Source organism: Enterococcus sp. DIV0774, assembly GCF_050539095.1.
Lineage (GTDB): Bacteria > Bacillota > Bacilli > Lactobacillales > Enterococcaceae > Enterococcus > Enterococcus faecalis.
Genome location: NZ_CP172923.1, coordinates 866,916 through 888,477, shown reverse-complemented (window position 1 = coordinate 888,477; position 21,562 = coordinate 866,916). Strand labels below are relative to the sequence as shown.

The following is a 21,562-nucleotide window of genomic DNA, read 5'->3' as shown; positions in this document are numbered from 1 at the left end:
ATTTAAATTACTTTCATTTCTTCTTCTGATTTAGGCAGAACAAGATGATGTTTTTCTAACTCATGTGCCATATGGTTGACCGCTTTTAAAATTTCTTTGCGTGTAATGATGCCCTTAAAGCGTTGATTATCATCAACCACTGGTAAAAAAGAAGCATCTACTAATAAATGTAACACTTCTTCTAAATCCCACGATTCACCAATTACAGGAACATTGACTTCCATTACATCGGCCACAGTAAATTCATTCAATTTTTCAAAATCCACTGAAGTCAAATCAAACATTTTATCTACAACGTCTGTCAAGCCGATTAAGCCAACAAAGCGATCTCCCTTATCTAACACAGGAATCTTGGAATAGCGAACTTGCGATAAGACTAATGCCGCGTGACTTAAAGGATTTAAACACATTACATTGGCGACATTTTCGGCAGGTACTAAAAACGTTTCTTGTTTTTCTAATAATAATTCTTTTACAGCAGTCCCTATCATGATTGGGTTGCCTCCATTTCTAATTCTTTAACACGTAACTTATTGTACCTAATTCTGCGGAAAAAGTCTTGGAATTCGCAAATTCTTCATAACTTAACAAACGAAAATTAACGTTTTGTTCTATTCTCCCCAAAAAAAGAGAACGCTTTCTTAAAAAAATAAAAAATTGATAGTAGAACATTCCCTCGCTGGCTTATGTTCTACTATCAGGTAAAAAATCGACTTTTTTACTTCGTAAACGTTGCCTTTAATCGTTCCAACGGTTGGTGCTCTTTGTTATAGTACTGAACGAGATATTGTTCAGGTGTACTTTCAATTATGGCATATGTTTTCTCTTGAACTGGTCCACGAGGTAAACGAATACTTCCCGGATTAACAAAGAGAATGTTATTGTGTCGCTCTGCGCCGAGTACATGAGTGTGACCAAATAAGGCAATTGTCGCTCCTGCTTCTTCCGCTTGTAAAGCAAGTGTCGTGAGCCCCATTCTAACATTGGCCAAATGACCATGTGTCATATAAATAACTTGATCTCCCACTTTTTTAGTCACAGTTTTGGGAAATTCATCATAAAAATCACAATTTCCTTGGACTACAATTAATTTCTGCCAAAGTTCATCTGTCGGTTCTAATTCAGAATCACCACAGTGAAAGAGTGCATCGACTTGTCCTTCATAATGATTCACTAAGTCAACTAAACAGTCACGGTCGCCATGATTATCGCTTACTACCAAGATTTTCATACGTTTCAACTCCTATTTTTTTAGCCATTCTTCCCATTGTTCTTTTAATTTTGCCACTGCTTGTCCACGATGACTAACTTTATTTTTCTCTTCTCCAGACAATTCAGCTGCCGTTTTACCAAGCTCTGGGACATAGAAAAGTGAATCGTACCCAAAGCCTCCTTCACCACGAGGAATCGTGCCGACTTCTCCGGGCCATTCAGCTTCGACCACCAGACTTTCTTTCTTTGGTTCAGCAAAAACCAATGTACAATGGAAACGCGCTTGTCTTTTTTCTTTTGGCACGCCCGTTAACTCATGCAATAGTTTCGCATTATTTGAAGCATCGTTAGTTGGTTCACCAGCAAAACGAGCAGAATAGATTCCTGGCATTCCCCCTAACGCATCAACAATTAATCCTGAATCATCTGCTAATACTGGTTTCTGTAAAATTTCTGCAATTGTTTCAGCTTTTAGACGAGCATTTTCTTCAAATGTTCGACCAGTTTCTTCTACATCTGGCAAATTCGGATAATCTAATAACGTCTTAACCGTATATCCTTTTTCACCAAAAATTGAACTAAACTCTTTCGCTTTACCAGGATTTCTAGTTGCAATGACAATCACTTTCTCTTCTGAATCTTGCGAAGGGACTTCTTCAGAGGCTAAAGCATAAAGCGCTTCTTTCTGATACGCAATTAATTCCTCAATCCCTGTTTTTCCATAAAAGAGCATGGCATTTAACTCATCTCCTGAGAAGGTAGCTTCTTCACCCGTTCCTTGAATTTCCACAAATTCACCAGACTCGGTCATCACGATGTTCATATCCACTGCAGCATTCGAGTCCTCTGCGTAATCTAAGTCCAGCACACAATAACCATCGGGTAAAATACCCACGCTGACAGCAGCTAAATGCTCTTTAATTGGGTCTTCCGCTAGCGCACCAGTCATCAATAAATGATTAACTGCTAAGCGTAGAGCAACAAAAGCGCCTGTAATACTAGCAGTACGGGTTCCACCATCTGCTTGAATCACATCACAATCGACAACAATGCTCCGTTCCCCTAACTTTTCTAAGTCAACAACAGCTCGCAATGACCGCCCAATCAAACGTTGAATTTCCATTGTTCGCCCTGTTAATTTTCCTTTCGCACTTTCCCGAATATTTCTTGTGTTCGTCGCACGAGGGAGCATGCTATATTCAGCTGCTACCCAACCTGTTCCCGCGCCTCGTAAAAATGGGGGAACCTTTTCTTCGACAGTGGCTGAGCAAATTACTTTGGTATCGCCAAACGAAATAACCACCGAACCTTCTGGATGTTTAAAAACATTGGTTTCAATAGTGATCTTTCGCAATTCTTTTGGTGCACGACTATCATGTCTAATCATTTTCGTTTCCTCCTAAGTGAATCTGTTGTGCTTTTAAGTTCTCTATACCAAGCCAACTGCTTGCAATCTCTTCAAACATTTTTGCAGAACCAGTTGTATAAAATTCATGTGGCTGTGTAGTTGCTTCAGGCGTATGTGCAATGTCAAAATAATCGAGAAGCATGCTAACTTCGCCAACTGTTTCGGCTCCTGAGTCAATTAATGTCACATGACTTCCCATCACATTTTGAATCACCGGACGTAACAACGGGTAATGGGTACAACCTAAAATCAACGTATCAAGTCCTTTTAATTGTAATGCTTGAAGTGTTTCTGCCACAATTTTTTTTGCTACGGAAGAACGATATTGATTACTTTCAACAATGGGGACAAATTTAGGGCAAGCTAAACTAGTCACCTCAATTGCTGGTGCCTTACTTTTAATGGCGATTTCATAGGAAGCACTTTTGATTGTCCCTAAGGTACCTATGACACCAATTTTGTTATTTTTTGTGACTTTAACGGCTGCTCGTGCGCCAGGTAAAATAACACCGACAACTGGAATTGGCAAGGCAGCTTTAATTTCTTCTAATGCGACAGCCGTCGCGGTATTACATGCGATTACTAGCATTTTTATTCGTTTTTTCAATAAAAAATCGGCCATTTCCCAAGTAAACTGAACGACTTGTTCGGCTGGTCGTGGACCATATGGGCAACGGGCTGTATCTCCTAAATAAATTAATCGTTCATTTGGTAATTGCTTTAGCGCTTCCTTTAAAACAGTTAATCCACCAACGCCAGAATCAATTAATCCAATGGCTTCTTGATTGCTCATTCTCATCCTACCTTTGCCTTTTATTCACTGCCTTTATTTTCTACTTTTTAAGGACTATTGTCAATTTTTCCTGTTTTGCTCTCATTTATTTCTTTTTTTGAAGGAAATCTTTTTCGATTAAAAAACTAGTAATTCATTTTTTTGTATGTTATAATTCCTAACATTGAGAATACAATTAGAAATACATTTGGTTAATTTAATTTAAATAACACGTTTCTCACCGAATCCTCTGTTATCTTTTCTGCCAAATGATTGCAAAGGAGACTGCCTATGATTTCTTTAGAACATGTAAATAAGTATTTTGGGGAGCATCACGTTTTAAAAGATATTACTTTGAATGTAGAGCAAGGAGAAAAAATTGTCATTATCGGACCCTCCGGCTCTGGCAAAAGTACATTAATTCGGTGTATGAACCAATTGGAAAAAGTCAATGATGGTTCCGTCGTAATTGATAACATTGACATCACCAAACCGAAGGCACCGATTCAAAAGGTTCGCCAGAAAGTTGCCATGGTCTTTCAAAATTTTAACTTATATGCTCACAAAACGATTATTGATAATTTAACGTTAGCACCGATTAAAGTGATGGGCGTTTCCAAAGAAGAAGCGGTTCGTACTGGCATGGAGTATTTAGAACGGGTCGGCTTAGCTGATAAAGCTTCTGCTTATCCTTCGCAGCTTTCTGGCGGGCAGCAACAACGGGTCGCTATTGCTCGTGCCTTAAATATGCATCCTGAGATTATCCTTTTTGATGAACCGACTTCGGCACTTGATCCAGAAATGATTCAAGAAGTTTTAGATGTAATGGTCGATCTTTCCAAACAAAATATTACCATGGTTTGTGTCACACATGAGATGGGCTTTGCTCGTCAAGTGGCTGACCGTGTAATCTTCATGGACCAAGGACAGATTATTGAACAAGGAACGCCTGAACATTTCTTTACAAGCACTGAAAACCCTCGTGCAAAAGAATTTCTAAGTAAAATTATTCATAACGGGTAATGAATAAAAAACAAAAAATTGGAGGAATGAAGGAATGAAAAAACAAAATAAATGGCTGGCTGGACTCTCCCTACTTGTATTAGCAGGCATCATTGTGGGCTGTGGTAGCGGCAACAATGACTCAACTTCCAAAAGTGCTTCATCAAACAAAACGGTCACAGTAGAACAATTAAAAAAAGCAGGGAAAATTAAAGTAGGTGTCAAAGAAGACATTCCTAATTTTGGCTATATGAATCCTGATACAAACAAAAATGAAGGAATGGAACCAGATATTGCACGCTTGATTGCGAAAGAAATTACCGGCAGCGAAGAGAATGTGGAATTTGTGGGCGTGACAGCAAAAACGCGCGGTCCCCTTTTAGACAATGGTGAACTAGATATGGTAATTGCTACATTTACAATTACTGATGAACGTAAAAAGACTTATAATTTTACAACTCCCTATTATACAGATGAGATTGGTTTCCTTGTGCGCAAAGAGGATAACTTCTCAAGTATGAAAGATTTAGACGGAAAAACAATCGGCGTTGCACAATCTGCTACGACAAAAGAAAACTTAGAGAAAAAAGCGCAAGAGGAAGGAATCAAATTTACTTATCAAGAATTAGGTTCCTATCCAGAATTAAAAACAGCGTTAACTTCTAAACGAATTGATGCATTTTCAGTGGATAAATCAATCCTATCTGGCTATGTGGATGGCAAGACAGAAATTTTAAAAGATGGTTTTTCGCCACAAGAATATGGAATTACCACAAAGAAAGCAAATACTGAATTAAATGATTATCTAAATGGTTTAATTGAAAAATGGGAAAAAGACGGCACACTAGAAAAAATTTATCAAGACTGGGGCTTAAAAAATTAATCATTCCTAAGACTTGAAGAATCAAAAATTTTAGGAGGGATTTTTATGTTTTTGTTAGCCAATATTTCCTGGCTTGAAGAAGGGCCATTTGCCTTATATCGTTGGGAAGCTTTATTTCAAGATTGGCGAATTTTTGGTCAGGCTTTTCTCTATACTATTCTGCTTTCTTTAGGAGCAATCTTAGTCGCCTTTGCTTTAGGCATTTTCTTTGGCAGTTTATCAGCGACCAAAAGTAAACTTTTACACGCAATTAGTCGTGTCTATGTAGAATTTTTTCAAAACACACCTTTGTTGATTCAATTTATCGTAGTCTATTATGGCTTTCCTCTGCTAAGCCCACTGCTTTCATTTTCTATTACTACGATTGCCATTCTGTGTGTAGGCCTCTACCATGGTGCCTACATTTCTGAAGTGGTTCGCTCAGGAATCGGAGCTGTCCCAAGAGGGCAATTTGAAGCGGCTTACTCCCAAGGATTAACGTATGGTCAAACGATGCGGTATGTGATTTTACCACAAGCATGGCGGATTATGTTACCGCCTTTAACCAATCAAGTAGTGAACCTAATTAAAAATACGTCAACAGTTGCTATTATTTCTGGCGCAGACGTAATGTTTGCTGCCAATAGTTGGTCGTCTGTCAACTTGAACTATATTCCCGCCTTTGCGCTCGCTGGTTTCTTATATTTCATTCTTTGCTTCCCATTAGCGAATTTGGCTAGAAAAATGGAAGAAAAAAATAAGAAAGCATATAGTAGATAGGAGGAAAACAGATGCCTTTTTCAGAAGAAATGCGTCAATTACTGACAGCAAATAATTTTCAATTTCTATTTAACGGCTTAAAATTGACGCTCTATATTTCCTTCGTCTCAATTATTTTGAGTACGATTTTTGGCACCATTCTAGCCGTTTTGCGAAATCAAACCCATGGACCACTGAAGTTACTTGCCAGTATTTATGTAGAAGTGGTGCGTAATATTCCAAACTTATTGTGGATTTATGTTATTTTTTTGATTTTCAAAATCAAATCCACACCTGCTGGAATTGTGAGTTTTACTGTGTTTACTACCGCTGCTTTAGCGGAAATTATTCGTGGTGGTTTAAATGGGGTCGATAAAGGCCAAATTGAAGCGGCGCGTTCTCAAGGTTTTTCAAATTGGCAAATTCTTTATCATATTGTTTTGCCTCAATCCATTCGCAATGTTTTACCAGCGATCGTTTCTCAGTTTGTTACTGTCATCAAGGATACAAGTTTCTTGTATTCCGTAATTGCTTTACAAGAACTCTTTGGCAAATCTTATATCTTAATGGGGCGCTACGCACAAACAGGACAAGTATTCACTATTTACGGAATCGTCGCCCTTATTTATTTCATTATTAACTTTAGTATCTCACAATTTTCACGTTGGCTTTCACGAAATTGGGCGAAAAGTTATTAATGTAGTTAAAAACAGGAGGCTGAGACAAAAGTGTTTAGCTCCAAGAAATAAGAAGGAATTTCCGAAAATTGTTCTTTAATTTTTGGATAATTTCGGCTTATTTCCGAAGGAGCTGCTTTTGTTCAGCTGATTATCTTAAGATTTAGAAAGTGGGGCATAAGTCATTTCGACTTATGCCCCACTTTCCTGTTTTTATTTTATCTTACTTCTACTTGATGTTTTTCAATTAGCGCTTTTTCAACTTTTTCCATTGAACGGTTAATTTCTTCATCCACTAATGTCGCTTCTGCATTAACGAAAGTTAAACTATACGCCATTGATTTTTTGCCAGCGCCTAGTTTTTCACCTTGATATACATCAAATAAATGAATCTCTTTCAAATATTTACCTGCGTTATCTGAAATAGTTTTAACTAGTTCTTGATTAGTAACTGTTTCATCGACTAATAAAGCAATATCTCGAGAAACTGCTGGGAATTTAGAAACTGCTTCATAAGTAACCCCGCCTGCTTCTGTGGCTACTAATTGTTGCAAGTTTAATTCAGCAACATATGTTTCAGGAATATCGTACGCTTTTGCTGTCGTTGGGTGAACTTGTCCGACAAAACCAACCACTTCATCTTCTAAATAAATCCATGCTGTCCGGCCTGGATGCATTTCTGGAATCGCCGTTGTCGCTTGGTAGCTGATTTTTTCTGTTAATCCTAAAACAGCTACAATACTTTCCACTAAGCCTTTTACTGTATAAAAATCAACGGCTGTTGCTTTTGTTTGCCAATCTTTAACCGTTGTATTACCAGTTAAAGCAAGTGCTAAGTGATTTTCTTCTGTAGGTAAATTTTTTGTTGGATCTTCTGTTTGGTAGAAAACGCGTCCTACTTCGTAGAAGGCGATATTATTATTTTTACGCGCCACATTGTATGCGACATCATCTAATAAACCAGAAATTAAGTTCATACGTAACACAGAACGCTCTTCACTCATTGGCCATTGCAAACGTGTTGTTTGACTTTCTTTCATCATAAATTGACGGGATTTTTCTTCTGTTGTCAACGCATAGCTGATGGCTTCACTCGTACCATGACCTTCCAGTAAGCTCTTTAATTGGCGCGTAACATGTTGTGCTTTGGTTAGACTTCCAGCAACTGTTTCTCCACTTGGCAATGTTGAAGGTAAATAATCATATCCATAAATGCGGGCCACTTCTTCAATAATATCTGCTTCAATCGCAATATCCCAACGTCTTGGTGGAATCGTAATTTCATATGCGCCTTGATTTACTTCATAAGCAAAACCGAGTGCTTCAAAAATTTCATTCACCGTTGCTTCATCTAATGAAGTACCTAAATATTGGTTGATTCGTTCTAAAGTCACAGCTACCTGCGCTTCTTTAACGTCCACTTCAGAACCAACTGCAGTGCCTGAGACCACTGTTCCGTTGGCTAACTCTGCAATCATTGCGGCTGCCACATCACAAGCTAGCCCAACTGTCGCTTGGTTGATGCCTTTTTCAAATCTACTTGAAGATTCACTCCGTAAATTGAATTGTTTAGACGTTTTGCGAATAGACAATGGATTGAACAATGCCGCTTCTAAAGCCACAGTTGTTGTTTCTTGACTGATTTCAGAATTAGCCCCACCCATTACACCGGCTAAGCCGACAGGCGTTTTTCCATTCGTAATGACGATATTTTCTTCTGTTAATTGACGTGTTTCACCATCTAATGTAATTAGTTCTTCTGCTGCTGTTGCTCGACGAACCAAGATTTCTTTACTATCTAATTTTTGGTAATCAAATGCATGCAATGGTTGACCAAATAATAATAAAATATAATTTGTCACGTCCACCACATTGTTAATCGGACGGATTCCTTCATTCATCAATCGATTTTGCAACCACTGAGGACTTTCTGCAATCGTCACATCTTTAATAACACGAATTTGATACGCTGGCGCATCTTGTGAATCTTCAACAGTCACTGTTACGTAATTTCCCACGTTATCTGAAGCATCTTCTTTGAGTTCGGGATCATTAAACTGAGGCGTTTGACGATAAATTGCGCCAACTTCATAGGCTACCCCTCTCATACTTAATGCATCTGCACGGTTTGGTGTAATTGATAATTCAATAATCGCATCATCCATGTCTAAATAAGGGAAAACAGGTGTTCCATTCACTGCTTCTTGAGGTAAATAATAAATCCCTTCAGCGTAGGCTTTTGGTACGACATTATCTGAATATCCTAGCTCTTCTAACGAACAAATCATTCCGTTAGAGACTTCGCCACGCATTTTACCTTTTTTAATTTTTTGATTTCCTGCAATTCTTGAACCAGGTAACGCTACGATGACTTTAATTCCTGCTTTTACATTTGGTGCTCCACAAACAATTTGTGACAATTCTTCTTCACCGATGTCTACTTGGCAAATTGATAAGTGGTCAGAGTTTGGGTGAGGAACACATTCTTTTACTTCACCGACAACAATTTTCTTTAATCCTTCTTCAGGTACAGCAACGCCCTCAACTTCGATACCTGTCACAGACATTTTGTCCGCTAATTCTTGCGGAGTAACGTTTGAAAGATTAACATATTCATTTAACCATTTATAAGAAACTAACATTTTTCAACTACTCCTTTACCTTGAATTGATTTAAGAAACGTAAATCATTTTGATAAAAATTACGGATATCATTTACACCATAACGTAACATAGCAACGCGATCTGGTCCTAAGCCAAAGGCAAAGCCTGAGTACTCTGTTGGATCAATCCCTGACATTTGTAACACATCTGGATGAACCATCCCCGCACCTAAAATTTCAATCCAACCTGTATGTTTGCAGACGTTACAACCTGCGCCGCCACATTTAAAACAGCTAACATCTACTTCGACTGAAGGTTCTGTAAAAGGGAAATAGCTAGGACGTAAACGAATTTTACGATCTTCACCAAACATTTTTTTCATCATGACTTCTAACGTCCCTTTTAAATCACCCATTGTGACATTTTTATCGACAACAAGGCCTTCAATCTGATGGAATTGGTGACTATGTGTCGCATCATCTGTATCACGACGGAATACTTTCCCAGGAGAAATCATTCGTAATGCACCTTTTGAAAAATCGTGTTTTTCCATTGTTCGAGCTTGAACTGGTGAAGTATGCGTACGAATTAACATCTCATCTGAAATATAAAACGTATCTTGCATGTCGCGTGCCGGATGATCTTTTGGTAGATTCATGCGTTCGAAATTATAGTGATCCGATTCTACTTCGTATCCTTCCACTACTTGATAACCCATGCCTAAGAAAATATCTTCAATCTCTTCCATAACTTGTGTCAAAATATGACGTGTACCTTGAGGCATTTGTTTTCCAGGTAAAGTTACATCTAAACTTTCTTCTTTTAGTGCCGCATTTAACGCTTCGTTTTCTAAAACAACTTTGCGCGCTTCAATTGCTTCGGTTAATAAATCACGAATTTCATTTGCAAAGCCCCCCACCACTGGTCGTTCTTCTGGTGAAAGGTTTTTCATGCCTCTTAGTACTTCGGTGATTGGCCCTTTTTTCCCTAATGTTTCTACGCGAATTTGGTTTAATTCTTTTAAAGTAGCAACTTGTGCGATTTCTTTGAGCGTATTGTCTCTAAGAGCTTCTAATTGCGCTTGTAATGTCATTATGCGTTCCCCTCTATCTTTTATTTAAACTAAAAAAAACGATAACCCATTCCTTTCAAAGGAACGAGCTATCGTGTTACCATCCTAATTCATAACAAATTGTTGTCATGCACTCATTTCATTTAACGGCAATTACCGGTTTGCTTTCTTCTTGAAAACAAACAAACTCAGGAAGTGAATTTCGCTTGGTGACTGTGTAAATCAGCTTCCAGTCTCTGGCTGACTCTCCCTAAAACACGTCAATTCAAACTACTTGTTTCCATCACTGTTTTTTTAGTTATTTAATTACGTTTAGTTTACAAGAAGTTTTGCTTGCGGTCAACTGCATTCTTCGTCTTTTACCCATTTTTCTGCCCAATGTTGAATTTGTTCCATTGCTAATTGCAAGTCTTCGCCTTTTTCGGTTAGGAAATATTCTAAGCGATTTCCTTCACCGCAACGAACAGCTTTGGTGATAATTCCTTCAGCTTCTAGTTCCTTCAATCGCTCTACTAAGACACGATCACTTAACATTGGAATTTTTTCTTTTAATTCGCCAAAACGTTGAGGACCTCGTTCTAATAAAACATCAATAATTAAACCATTCCATTTTTTACCAAGTATTGAAAATGATTTTTCAAATTTGGGACAAAGTACAAACGATTCTGTTTTTACTTTTTCCATCTTCCTCACCTCTTCAATGAGTATAGCACATTCCTTACAAAATGTAAGTGTTTCTGCTTCTAATTTTTTCTACTTTATAAAATCTACAACATTTCCTGTCTGCATGTCAATAATTACTCCTCCATTTAATAAAATTAAATAGACGTACGACACCTCTTTATGCGTTGCCTCTTGTAGCGCTCTACGATAAAGATTCATCTGTCCGCGATACCGTTCGACAATTTCAGAAATCGCTTGGGGAGAGGTGCCTTTTACATGATCGGTTTTATAGTCATACAAAATGCATTGATTGTCTAATTCGATATAACCATCAATAATCCCATGAATTAATAAATCATCTTGTGTCGTTTCTGGATAATTTTGAATAAGCTCTTCTGCTTCAATCAGCATAGAAAAAGGTTGTTCCCTTCTAACGGTTTGATGGTGTTGAATCAATTGTTTTCCTAAGGCGGTGTCAAAGAAGGCCACGATTTGTTCCAGATTCATTTTTTCAGCAATTGCTGGTAAAATCAATTTATTTTCCACTAAACGTTCTTGAACAGCTCGCACTTCTTCATAAGAAGGTTGTGTACTTAAATCAATTAGTTGTAATAAATAATGAGTTGCTGTCCCAATTTCAGCTGCTGAGGGCGCTTGAACCGTATCTAAAAATTTAGGCTTACTTAAATCTCCTTCAATCATTCGATTGACAATCAACGGTTGCGCTTGAATAGTATTGTCTTCCCGAACCTCAATTTTACCAATTTCTTTGTTATCGGGGTCATCAAATACTCGCTTGATTTCAGAAACAGACTGATAACTGGTGGTCCGAGTAGCCACTTCAAACGGATAGTTGAAACTTAACCGTGCAAGGCCACGATTGATTTTGTCAGCAGATAATTGCGCTTTTTCGGCTAAATCCTCTGCTTGTCTTTCTGGCAATTGTAATTGCTGAATGGCTGCTCGTAGTTGTTCTTCGTTGAACCACTGAATATGAAAGTTAGCTGGGTGCTTTTTAACTTGCGGAACGTCACTTACCACTACTTCTTGCTGATATTCAGCGGCTTTTTGATGGCGTACCAATGTCATCCCAACCCAATTCATTAAACTACTTTTACTTTGCAAGCGATTTTCAGCTGGTAGCACCAGTGTTTCTACATCGCCAACTTTCAGCCACTCTTTCCACATCGCCGCTTGGTCTTTATAGGAGCCCACCAGAAAAAGTTTCTGTTCTGCACGTGTCAACGCCACATATAACTTCCGCATTTCTTCGGATAGTAATTTTCTCAATCGTACTTGTTTAATCGCCAAAAATGGTAAAGTATCGTACATAACTCGTTCTTCAGGTTGTAAATAACGAATGCCTACCCCTAAATTTTCTTCAAAGATATAGCGTTCATTCAAATCACTGACATTAAATTCTTTGGTCATATCTAAAACGAATACCACCGGAAATTCTAACCCTTTACTAGCGTGAATCGTCATGACGCGTACGGCATTCTCTTCACTTAAAACGACTGGTTCTGCTAAATCTTTGTCTTTTTCTTGCATTTTTTCGATGAAGCGAACAAATTGAAATAATCCGCGGAAGGTTGTTTTTTCATACGCCGCGGCCCGATCGACCAACGCATATAAATTGGCTTGGCGTTGTTTGCCAACAGGCAACCCGCCAACATAATCAAGATAGGCCGTTTCCCGATAAATTGTCCACAGCAAGTTGCTAAGCTGGTTGCGTCGAGCCTGTTCCCGCCATTTTTCTAATGATTCAGCAAAACGTATAGTTTTTTCCTGAACAACTGCTTCCTCCATGGTTGGTTCCATCTTTTGATTAAACGTTAAAAATGCTTCGTAGTAACTGGTTTCCTTATTAGCCAAACGAATAAGCACTAATTCGTTTTCTTTTAATCCAACAATTGGTGAACGTAACACAGCTGCCAAAGGAATGTCTTGATAGGGATTATCAATCAATTGAAGCAAGGCAATCATTGTACGAATTTCCGTTGCTTGGAAATAATTTTGAGCATCATTGACTTGAACTGGAATTTCTAATGATTTAAAAACATCTAAAATAGTTAAATTATTTTTCTTCGTAGGCGTTAATAAGACAATATCTTGATAAGTAATCGGTCGATCCGTTTTCAGCTTTTTATCATAAATTAAGAAATTTTGGTCAATTAATTCACGAATTTTCAAAGCAGTAACGTAAAGTTCCCCTTCTATCTTATCTTCAATCAACAACTCAGGGGATTGTAATTCTGGAAATTCAACTGACTCTGTTGCTTTTTTTTCATAAATTAGCAATTCAGTTGAATAATCAGCCGCCTCCGAAAATTGATCAAAGCCATGAACCAAAGCGGCTGACTCATCGTAAGCAATTTGGCCCACTCGCTCATCCATTAATTGACTAAATACTAAATTCGTAAAGTCTAAAACGTCTTTGCGGGAACGAAAATTTTCAGCTAGAATAATTCGTTTGCCCTCTTTGCCTTGCCCATACTGATTGTATTTTTCAATAAACAATGTAGGATCTGCCAAGCGGAAAGAATAAATAGACTGTTTCACATCCCCTACCATAAAAAGGTTTCCTTCTGCGCTAAGCGGGCGGCGCAACCAATACAAAATAGATTCTTGTAATTGATTGATATCTTGGTATTCATCGACTAACACTTCATCAAATTTTTCGCGATAGTAAAGAGAGGCTTCTGATGCTTGCCAGCCATCTGCCTGATTTTTCGCTAAAATAGCTAACGTATAATGTTCTAAATCGTTAAAATCCACTAAATTTTTAAGCCGTTTTTCTGCGCCATAGGCCTCCATAAATTGTTTCCCCACGTGAGCCATTTCTTGAACAATGGGCGTGGCCTCTTTCAAGACTTGTTTCATGGCATCTGGAGAAAGTGTAAACAGTTGCTTTTTCAAATCATTTAACGCTTTTTTATTTTGTTCTCGTAACTGTTTGGCTTGTTCCGCGGTTGGTTTCAACTCTTCGGCACGAACCGTTGGGTAGCGGTCAAAGCTCAACAATTCAGTCAAATTATAGGCGCTCTCTAAATCATTTCTCTCTAAAAATTGTAAAAATTGTTTTGTTTGTTCCTTTTCATTTTGAGCTAAATACCAAATCTTTTGAAGTTTCTCTTCGCCTTCTGTTAAGGTCACCATTTCTTCGTAACGCTGAAGAGTTCGTTGTAACGTCTCAACAGCTAGCGGTTTTAAATACGTCTGAAATAACGTTGATTCGCCTAGCTGATCCCCTACTTCGTAGGCTTGTGTTAAGCCATTAATCCACGCCTCTGGATCAGGATTGGCTTTGGCAAATTCATAAAAAGAAAAAATTAAGTTAGTGAGTCCGTCATCACTACGATCATTGGAAAAATTCGCTGTTAATTGGTAAAATTCTTCTTGATTTTCCGCATAAAATTGTTCACGTAATGCATCCCAAACATCTTCTTTTAATAACAATGTTTCTGTTTCATCTGTTAACATCCGAAAAACTGGATCTATGTCAATTAAATAATAAAAACGACGAATAACAGTTAAACAAAAGGCATGTAACGTGCTGATATTGGCTGTTGGCAAAAGAGCAATTTGACGAGAAAAATGCCGTCTTCTTTCTGGATCTTGTTCTTCATTCATTGCCTTTTGTAAAGCCACTTGGATACGTTCTTTCATCTCACGGGCGGCGGCTTCAGTGTACGTCACAATCAAGAGACGATCGATATCGACGCCGCTTTTGACTTTTTCAATGACACGGCGGACTAAAACAGTGGTTTTTCCTGAGCCAGCCGAAGCAGAAACTAAGATATTTTCATCGCCATCAAACACCGCTTGCCATTGACTGTCGGTGAATTGCTCATTGGCTGGACGTAGTGGAATTGTTTTACTCATCTTCGGTTGCTCCTTCCTCATCTTTGTTTAACAAGCGCGCCATAATTTCCTCTTTGGATAAATTCTCAATACGATGATAATTATTTTCTTTTAACATCACATCAAAATCACAGACACTTCGAAACGGACAATAGCGACAAGCAATCCGTTCCTTGCCTTGATAAGCGGGATTAAGTTGAACTTCGCCGCCAATAATTTGATTTCCCGCTTCAATAAATTTATTTCGGTTATGGGAAAGCAACGCGCCTAATTCTGGTTCTGTCACAAATTTATCTTCTTGGCGACGACCAGGTTTAATTTGTTCTTTGGCGGATTCTTCAATTGGAAACAGCAACGAACTTTGTTTAGCTTGCAGACTCGTATCTAAATGATCCAATAAATCTGGGTCTTTCATCAAAAGACCATCAAACTGATATTTTTTAAGCATTTGTTGTTCAATGTCGTCTTTGCCTTCATAAGATAACGTAGGATTGTGTACATGCAGATAAAGTGAGCCAGCAGGTTTAGCTTCTTGACCAACTAATTGTACAGCATCCATTAAAGCCACATCCAAGTACGTCAGCATTTGCATGGCTAAGCCGTAATACGCTTCTGTCATATTAAATTTACGGTGACTCGATTTATAATCAATCACACCTAAATAGGTTGATTCGGGGGTAACCAATTGATCAATCCGGTCGATTTTTCCCCGAACATGAATCTTCCCTTGATTTTTTAATGGTAATTCCAAACCAGAAATTCCTTTTTTAGCGGCAATTTGGCCAAATAACACTTCCGTTTGAACAGTCGTCATGCCACTTCGTTGGCTTTGACGTTTCAGCGCCCAACTGACTTTTTTAATTGTTTGACTCAATTGATAGCGAATATAGTTCATGCGACTAGAGGTCGTTAATACAGAAAAACGCGCATCCCCTAAAATACTATTTAGTACTTCCTCCGCCAATAAATTGACTTCCTGATCGGTTAATTCAGATAAGTTCCGTTGATTCATAATCAATAATTTAAAGAACTGATCCAATGCTTCATGGAAAAATTCCCCTGTAGCTGCTGGCGAAAGCCCAAAGACATCTCTTTCTTTCAAACGTAAGCCATAGCGAGAAAAGTATTGATACTGACAGCGATAAAAACTCTCCATCCGAGAAACGGATGTATAAATATCTTTACCATATAAAGGTTCTGCTAAGACCTCATCAATCTTTTCAGGAATATTTTGATGCGTTAAACTTTCGAAAACTTGCTTGGCTAGCGGCGCAATTGATTGGTTCATTAGCGCTTTTTCCATATTTAACCAGAAAGGCAACAATCCTTCTTGTGTTTCTTTCCGTTGTCTTTTCAAACGCGTTAATTCACCGATTAACGTCCGATACGTACTAATATGGGCTAAACTGGTCGTTTCATCATCGAAAATAGTTGTTTCATTTTTTTCAAAAACGGGCAAGTTTAAATCTTTTTGGATATTTTTAAAATAAGGAGACGGTTTGACTTCTTGAGCGGTATCTTTAACACTTGGATAGGTTAAATATAACCGTTCTCGCGCTGAAGAAAAGACAAGATACGCAACATAAGGTTCTTGCGCAATTTTGCGTCCGGTTGTCCCACGTAAATATTGGTTTTCCGTTAAAGTATCATTGATTGCCTGACGTTCTTCATCAGACAATAGTGTTTTATTTTCAATCTTTTGTGGAAAAATTTCTTCCGTCATCCCAATAGCAAAAGTAACCTTGGCAGCGCCAGGTCGAGTTAAATCCATTGCGCGAACTTGTACTTGGTCAATCGCTGTCGGCACTTTACTATAGTGCAAACCTTCCAAACCACTAACAAATATTTCTTGAAACGTTGTAAAATCAAACGAACTTTCTCCGTAAACAGTGACGTATTCATCTAGTAATGACATCAATGCATCCCAAGTCTGTTCATGGTTACGAGCTGTTTCTAGTTGACCGGCTTCGATAGCTTGTAAGCGCCACATTTTTAATTGTGTTGCCACACCACTTTGCAGTAAAAAGTGATAGAAGACGGTCGCTGCTTCCAAACCAGTTTTGGCACTTATCATTGCTTGAAAGTAACTAGGTAACAGCCGTTGAAGCGATTGACGAATCGCATTTGACTCTTCTTCCATCGTAGCGACATCTTCTTGCTCTTCCGCTTCAAAATCATACCGAATAAATTCCCAATCTTTTTCTTGCGACCAATAATAACCTTCATAGCCGTATGCCAGGACTACATTTTCGGTAATATCAACTTTTCTGCGCCAAGCGTTCCGTTGGTTTAACCAATCAGTCAAGCTTTCTTCAGAAGTAGCGAGTTGATTCATTGGCATAAATAATTCCGTTCTCAAAAAACGGAGCACATCACGATAACGATAATTGTACGAATGAATAGCAAATAAAGATTCAATCCATTCGACTAAAGGATGCCGATCCATAGCCATATCTCGGTCGACATAAACAGGAATCTCGTGTTCCGCAAAAATCGGTTCTAATAAATTTTCATAACAATCTAAATCACGAGTCAACACCTGAATTTCTTTGTACCGATACCCTTCTTCCACCACTAAACGGCGAATTTCGGTTGCAACATGTGTTAATTCTTCTTTAACGTTTTCAGCACGCCACAGAAATAAGCCATCGCCTCTCCAGTCAGTTGTGCTTAATGGATGCAGGTGCTCTTGCGATTGAATCCAATAATCATTTAATCCTTGCAAGTCTGGGTTTGTAATTAATACCTCTTTCTTTTCCACATAATCTGAAAGAATCGGAATTTGCTTCTGTCTTGCTAATTGATAAAGCTGATGGTAGGTTTGCCCCGCTTCATAAAATAACGACCGCGGATCAGGTAAGTCATGCGGATATTGTTTGTCCAATAAAAGGGCTACTTTCACAGAACCTGCTTGCGCCATTAGCACTTCAATCAACTTTAATTCTCTGGCGGTAAACTGCTGATAGCCTGAAATAACGAATTGAACATTCGACAAATCAACCGTTTGTAAATACTCGCTTAAATGTTGAATAATCTCCGCTGATTCATAGCCATACTGACTCATTTGTAATTGGAATCGTGTAAAAATTAACGTTAAATCTTGAAACTTAAGTTGTAAATCTTGTCCTTTAGGGTTCTCCGTTTGTTTTTCTAAAAATGGATAAAGCTCCGCAATTTCAATATTGCCTTCGTGCATTTCTTGATAAAGCTGAAATAGTTGCTGAATAAAGCCAGGCTTGTTAATTTCACCTCTAAAAATTTGTAACTCTTCTTCTGCTTCTACTAAAATTTTGCGGAAAATCATCGCAGCGCCTGCATCAGATAAAACATCTGCCGAGTAAAAAGGTGTATGTTGTAAATAGTACCAAGCCAAACGGTAAAAACTAAAAACCTGCAGACGGGTACTGGTTATTGAATCAGACGTAGTTGTCTGTAATTGACGTAACTTTTGCAAGACTTGAATTTCTTGCTCAAACTTAATATGGTTCGGGACTAAATAGAATACTTCATGCTGTGCGTCTTCCTCTAGCCATTGTTTTGTCGCCTGTATAAGTGGCGCTTCTAAATCTGCCACAGCGGTTCCTCTAATAAACTGCACACTCATGGTTTCACATCCTTTTCCTTTGCACTGCCTTTATTTTACCACAAAAGAAGGACGGAAACATGTGTTTGTTTTTACACATTTCCGTCCTTCTCTTTTACTCATTGTCTCTTTTATTGTTTTGACACTTCTGGTATTGGACCAAACCGTGAGAATGGCCACATAACGAATTTCACTTCACCCAAAATATCTTTTTTATGAATAAAACCAATGACACGACCGTCTTTTGAATTCCGTCGATTATCACCTAAAACAAAGTAGCTATCTGCTGGTACTTTTTCTTTTAATGAAAAATCGCCTGTCAAAGGTTGACCATCTGTTAAGGCTTTTTTAAATTCATCTAAATAGGGTTCGTCAACTTCTTTTCCATTGATGTACAACGTATCATCCTTGTACGCAATTGTATCTCCAGGTAAACCAATCACACGTTTAATATAATTTTTATCTGGTTCATCTGGCGCTGGGAAAGTAATAATATCGAAACGATTAATTTCTGTGTTTTTTAACGTAATTACCCGTTCACCATCTGCTAACGTTGGATCCATTGAATGACCTCTCACTACGACAGGCGTAAATACAAATTGTCTCAGTAAAAACAGACCCAAAGCTAAACAGGCAAAAAAGACGACTGTTTTAATTAATTCTTTTGATTTCAAACTCATTCCTCCAAAAACCTTATTATCTTATGTCTCATATTCTACCACAAAGTAAATCAATCCTATAGTGCTTAACACCCAATTAATTTTTATGTACGCTTTTTTTACAAAATGGTCAGAAAAAAAACGTATTTCTTTCAAATTTGATTCTTACTTTTTTGATCCTGCTCATAAAAAAAGCATAATCAATTCTAAAAAGGACTGAATTGATTATGCTTTTAGCGTTTTAGCGATCCATCACAACCACGTAACAAACTTCTAAAGGACCATGCAACCCGACAACCAGTTGCATTTCAATATCTCCTGAATTAGAAGGACCTGAAATAAAGTGAATCGCTGAGCCGATTTTTTCGCCTTTTTCTATTTTTTCTGTATAAAAAGCTGCTGGCTGAGTCGAACGTGGAACGAGTTTGCTAAACGGTATAATTGAAATGTAATGCTTCGGTAAAAAATGTAAGGCTCTGCCTTGTCCCGCATTGGACTCCACCACAATCGTTCCTGATTCAGCTAGTAAAAACTCAGCAAAGGCAATTGCGATATTTGCCTGAGCAGCTGTTTGAATATTCGCTTCTCGTTGCTCACTTCCAGGTTGCCATTGCTTAACAGAAACAGCCTCTAATGACTTAGCTAAATCAGCTAATCCATAGGCTTCAAAACGTGCATCTGTTGGCAATAAAAGATTGCCCCCACCAAACTCAGCAACAATTTGCTGAATCGTCGTCAGTAAATTTTCTTGTGTGGTTTCCACTAAGTTCGTGTGAATCGTTTCCACACGTTCTTTCACAATCGTTAATAGCTCTGCTGGTGTTTTATCTGCCAACTGTTCTTCTGGTAAATGATTAACTGGCTCAAATGGATGGGCCGAAACAGGCTGTTTTTCTACGCCTAATTTTTCTCGTAGATTTTGTAAAAAAGGTTCTCGATTTTGAATCGCTTCGTTAGTCATTTTTTTCACCTTCTTGATGTTTTTTGAACCAACTTCTGAAGTTTTCTGAAGATTTTGGTGGTCTTGGCAAATCACGAACATCGGTCCAACCTTTTACTAACCCTGGTCCTTTATCGAGGTAGCCCCCATGATTGTACATGTTTTCAACAGTAATGTCTTTTTGTTTACTTAAAATGCCCGCTGCAGCATGATCGACTTTCATGGCTGCTTTAAACATTGCTGGTGAACCAGTGGCTTTACCTACCATACGCATTTGGAAATCTTCAAATCCATGTTTCATTTTCAGATCATCGGTCATCACTTTACGATGTTCAATTAATAATTCGTGCAATGGAATTTTCACAGGACACGTTTCCGTACATGCCCCACAAAGACTAGACGCATAAGGCAATTCCCCAAACTGTTTATATCCACCTAAAATTGGGGAAAGCACAGCACCAATTGGTCCTGGATAAATAGAGCCATAACCGTGCCCTCCAATATGGCGATAGACCGGACAAACATTCAGACAAGACCCACAACGAATACACTGTAAGACTGGCTGAAAGGCTGTTCCTAACGCTTTTGAACGTCCGTTATCCAAAATGACCACGTGAAATTCTTCTGGACCATCGGATTCATCCGCATTTTTTTGCCCAGCAAACGTCACATACGTTGTTAAATTTTGACCAACGGCACTTCTGGCTAAAAGGTTATCTAAAACCTCTGCTTCACGCATCGTTGGTACGATTCTTTCCATTCCCATTAACACGATTTGTGTCTTAGGAATACTGATGGTCAAATCAGCATTTCCTTCATTTGTATTTAAGTTAATTAAGCCGCTATCCGCAATAGCGAAATTACAACCTGTAATGCCAATCTCCGCTTCCAAAAAGAATTTGCGCATCACTTCTCGTGCACAGCGTGCCAAATTTACCGGGTCATTATCTCCTTGATACCCTAATTTTTTCGCAAAAACCTGACGAATCTGTTCGCGATTTTTATGAATACTTGGGAAAACAATATGTGACGGTTCATCCCAGTCATCCATTTGTAAAATGAATTCCGCCAAGTCTGTTTCCATCACACTGACATCGTCTAATCCCAATAACATTGGATCAATATCGACTTCGGTCGTCACCATTGATTTAGATTTCACAATTTTTTTCGCCTTTTTTTCTAGAACTACTTGTTTCACATATTCATTGGCCTCTTCGGCGGTTTGAGCAAAAAAGACTTTGCCACCTCGTTTGGCGACGTTATCACTGAACTCTTCTAAATAGTCAGGCAGATACTGAATTGTATGTTGGCGAATTTGTTCTCCCAATTCACGCCATTGTGGCCAATTGCCTAAAGCTTCCCGCGCACCTTCTCGTTTCTCCCATTGGGCATCTTGTGCTTTGGCGACAGCCTTTTGCATAAACACATCTTTTTTACTTTCTTCAATTCGTTCACTTAACGGCTTATTGCTCGTTGATAATCCCAC

Annotated in this window: 16 protein-coding genes and 1 other annotated feature; of the genes, 4 read left to right on the top strand and 12 right to left on the bottom strand. The window is 38.3% G+C overall.

Annotated elements, in window-relative coordinates:
• Positions 1-2: 2 nt before the first annotated feature.
• The 4 genes from cbpB to racE all read right to left on the bottom strand — a co-directional run bounded on the left by cbpB (position 3) and on the right by racE (position 3,419).
• Positions 3-491 (bottom strand): cyclic-di-AMP-binding protein CbpB, encoded by a 489-nt coding sequence (gene cbpB / locus IGL86_RS04390; protein WP_002358013.1) that lies wholly within the window; start codon positions 489-491, stop codon positions 3-5.
• 227 nt (positions 492-718) lie between these two features.
• Positions 719-1,231, bottom strand: a complete 513-nt coding sequence (locus IGL86_RS04385; protein WP_002381991.1) for a metallophosphoesterase — start codon at positions 1,229-1,231, stop codon at positions 719-721.
• Between the two features lie 12 nt (positions 1,232-1,243).
• On the bottom strand, positions 1,244-2,599 hold the full coding sequence (gene rph / locus IGL86_RS04380; RefSeq protein WP_002358026.1) for a ribonuclease PH: 1,356 nt from the start codon (positions 2,597-2,599) through the stop codon (positions 1,244-1,246).
• Positions 2,592-3,419 (bottom strand): glutamate racemase, encoded by an 828-nt coding sequence (gene racE / locus IGL86_RS04375; protein WP_025192670.1) that lies wholly within the window; start codon positions 3,417-3,419, stop codon positions 2,592-2,594. The genes rph and racE overlap by 8 nt, the downstream gene beginning before the upstream one ends.
• Before the next feature lie 264 nt (positions 3,420-3,683).
• Between racE and IGL86_RS04370 the strand changes: the two genes are divergently transcribed.
• The 4 genes from IGL86_RS04370 to IGL86_RS04355 are packed head-to-tail and all read left to right on the top strand — an operon-like array spanning position 3,684 to position 6,713.
• On the top strand, positions 3,684-4,415 hold the full coding sequence (locus tag IGL86_RS04370) for an amino acid ABC transporter ATP-binding protein (RefSeq protein WP_002361604.1): 732 nt from the start codon (positions 3,684-3,686) through the stop codon (positions 4,413-4,415).
• Between the two features lie 34 nt (positions 4,416-4,449).
• Positions 4,450-5,277 (top strand): transporter substrate-binding domain-containing protein, encoded by an 828-nt coding sequence (locus IGL86_RS04365; RefSeq protein ID WP_002360586.1) that lies wholly within the window; start codon positions 4,450-4,452, stop codon positions 5,275-5,277.
• 45 nt (positions 5,278-5,322) lie between these two features.
• A complete protein-coding gene (locus IGL86_RS04360; RefSeq protein WP_002363695.1) occupies positions 5,323-6,036 on the top strand; it encodes an amino acid ABC transporter permease in 714 nt (237 codons plus the stop codon).
• 11 nt (positions 6,037-6,047) lie between these two features.
• On the top strand, positions 6,048-6,713 hold the full coding sequence (locus IGL86_RS04355) for an amino acid ABC transporter permease (protein WP_080280126.1): 666 nt from the start codon (positions 6,048-6,050) through the stop codon (positions 6,711-6,713).
• 197 nt (positions 6,714-6,910) lie between these two features.
• Here IGL86_RS04355 and pheT read toward each other — a convergent pair whose 3' ends face one another.
• From pheT to IGL86_RS04315, 8 genes are all read right to left on the bottom strand, one after another.
• The gene (gene pheT / locus IGL86_RS04350) at positions 6,911-9,334 is read right to left on the bottom strand and encodes a phenylalanine--tRNA ligase subunit beta (protein ID WP_033624906.1); all 2,424 of its coding nucleotides are present in this window, start codon (positions 9,332-9,334) and stop codon (positions 6,911-6,913) included.
• A 7-nt stretch (positions 9,335-9,341) separates the two neighbouring features.
• Positions 9,342-10,388, bottom strand: a complete 1,047-nt coding sequence (pheS, locus tag IGL86_RS04345; protein WP_002358034.1) for a phenylalanine--tRNA ligase subunit alpha — start codon at positions 10,386-10,388, stop codon at positions 9,342-9,344.
• 56 nt (positions 10,389-10,444) lie between these two features.
• Positions 10,445-10,663, bottom strand: a binding site (T-box leader).
• Between the two features lie 43 nt (positions 10,664-10,706).
• Positions 10,707-11,051 (bottom strand): winged helix-turn-helix transcriptional regulator, encoded by a 345-nt coding sequence (locus tag IGL86_RS04340; protein ID WP_002358035.1) that lies wholly within the window; start codon positions 11,049-11,051, stop codon positions 10,707-10,709.
• Positions 11,052-11,120: 69 nt separating this feature from the next.
• The gene (gene addA / locus IGL86_RS04335) at positions 11,121-14,915 is read right to left on the bottom strand and encodes a helicase-exonuclease AddAB subunit AddA (protein WP_033625705.1); all 3,795 of its coding nucleotides are present in this window, start codon (positions 14,913-14,915) and stop codon (positions 11,121-11,123) included.
• Entirely contained in the window at positions 14,908-18,498 is a 3,591-nt protein-coding gene (locus IGL86_RS04330; protein WP_033625704.1) for a PD-(D/E)XK nuclease family protein, read from the bottom strand. Before IGL86_RS04330 ends, addA begins: the two co-directional genes overlap by 8 nt.
• Positions 18,499-18,608: 110 nt before the next feature.
• On the bottom strand, positions 18,609-19,157 hold the full coding sequence (lepB, locus tag IGL86_RS04325) for a signal peptidase I (protein ID WP_002358039.1): 549 nt from the start codon (positions 19,155-19,157) through the stop codon (positions 18,609-18,611).
• A gap of 220 nt (positions 19,158-19,377) precedes the next feature.
• Positions 19,378-20,097 (bottom strand): LutC/YkgG family protein, encoded by a 720-nt coding sequence (locus tag IGL86_RS04320; protein WP_002361597.1) that lies wholly within the window; start codon positions 20,095-20,097, stop codon positions 19,378-19,380.
• Positions 20,090-21,562 carry a LutB/LldF family L-lactate oxidation iron-sulfur protein gene (locus tag IGL86_RS04315; RefSeq protein WP_002365496.1) on the bottom strand — a complete coding sequence of 491 codons (1,473 nt, stop codon included), beginning with the start codon at positions 21,560-21,562 and terminating at the stop codon, positions 20,090-20,092. Before IGL86_RS04315 ends, IGL86_RS04320 begins: the two co-directional genes overlap by 8 nt.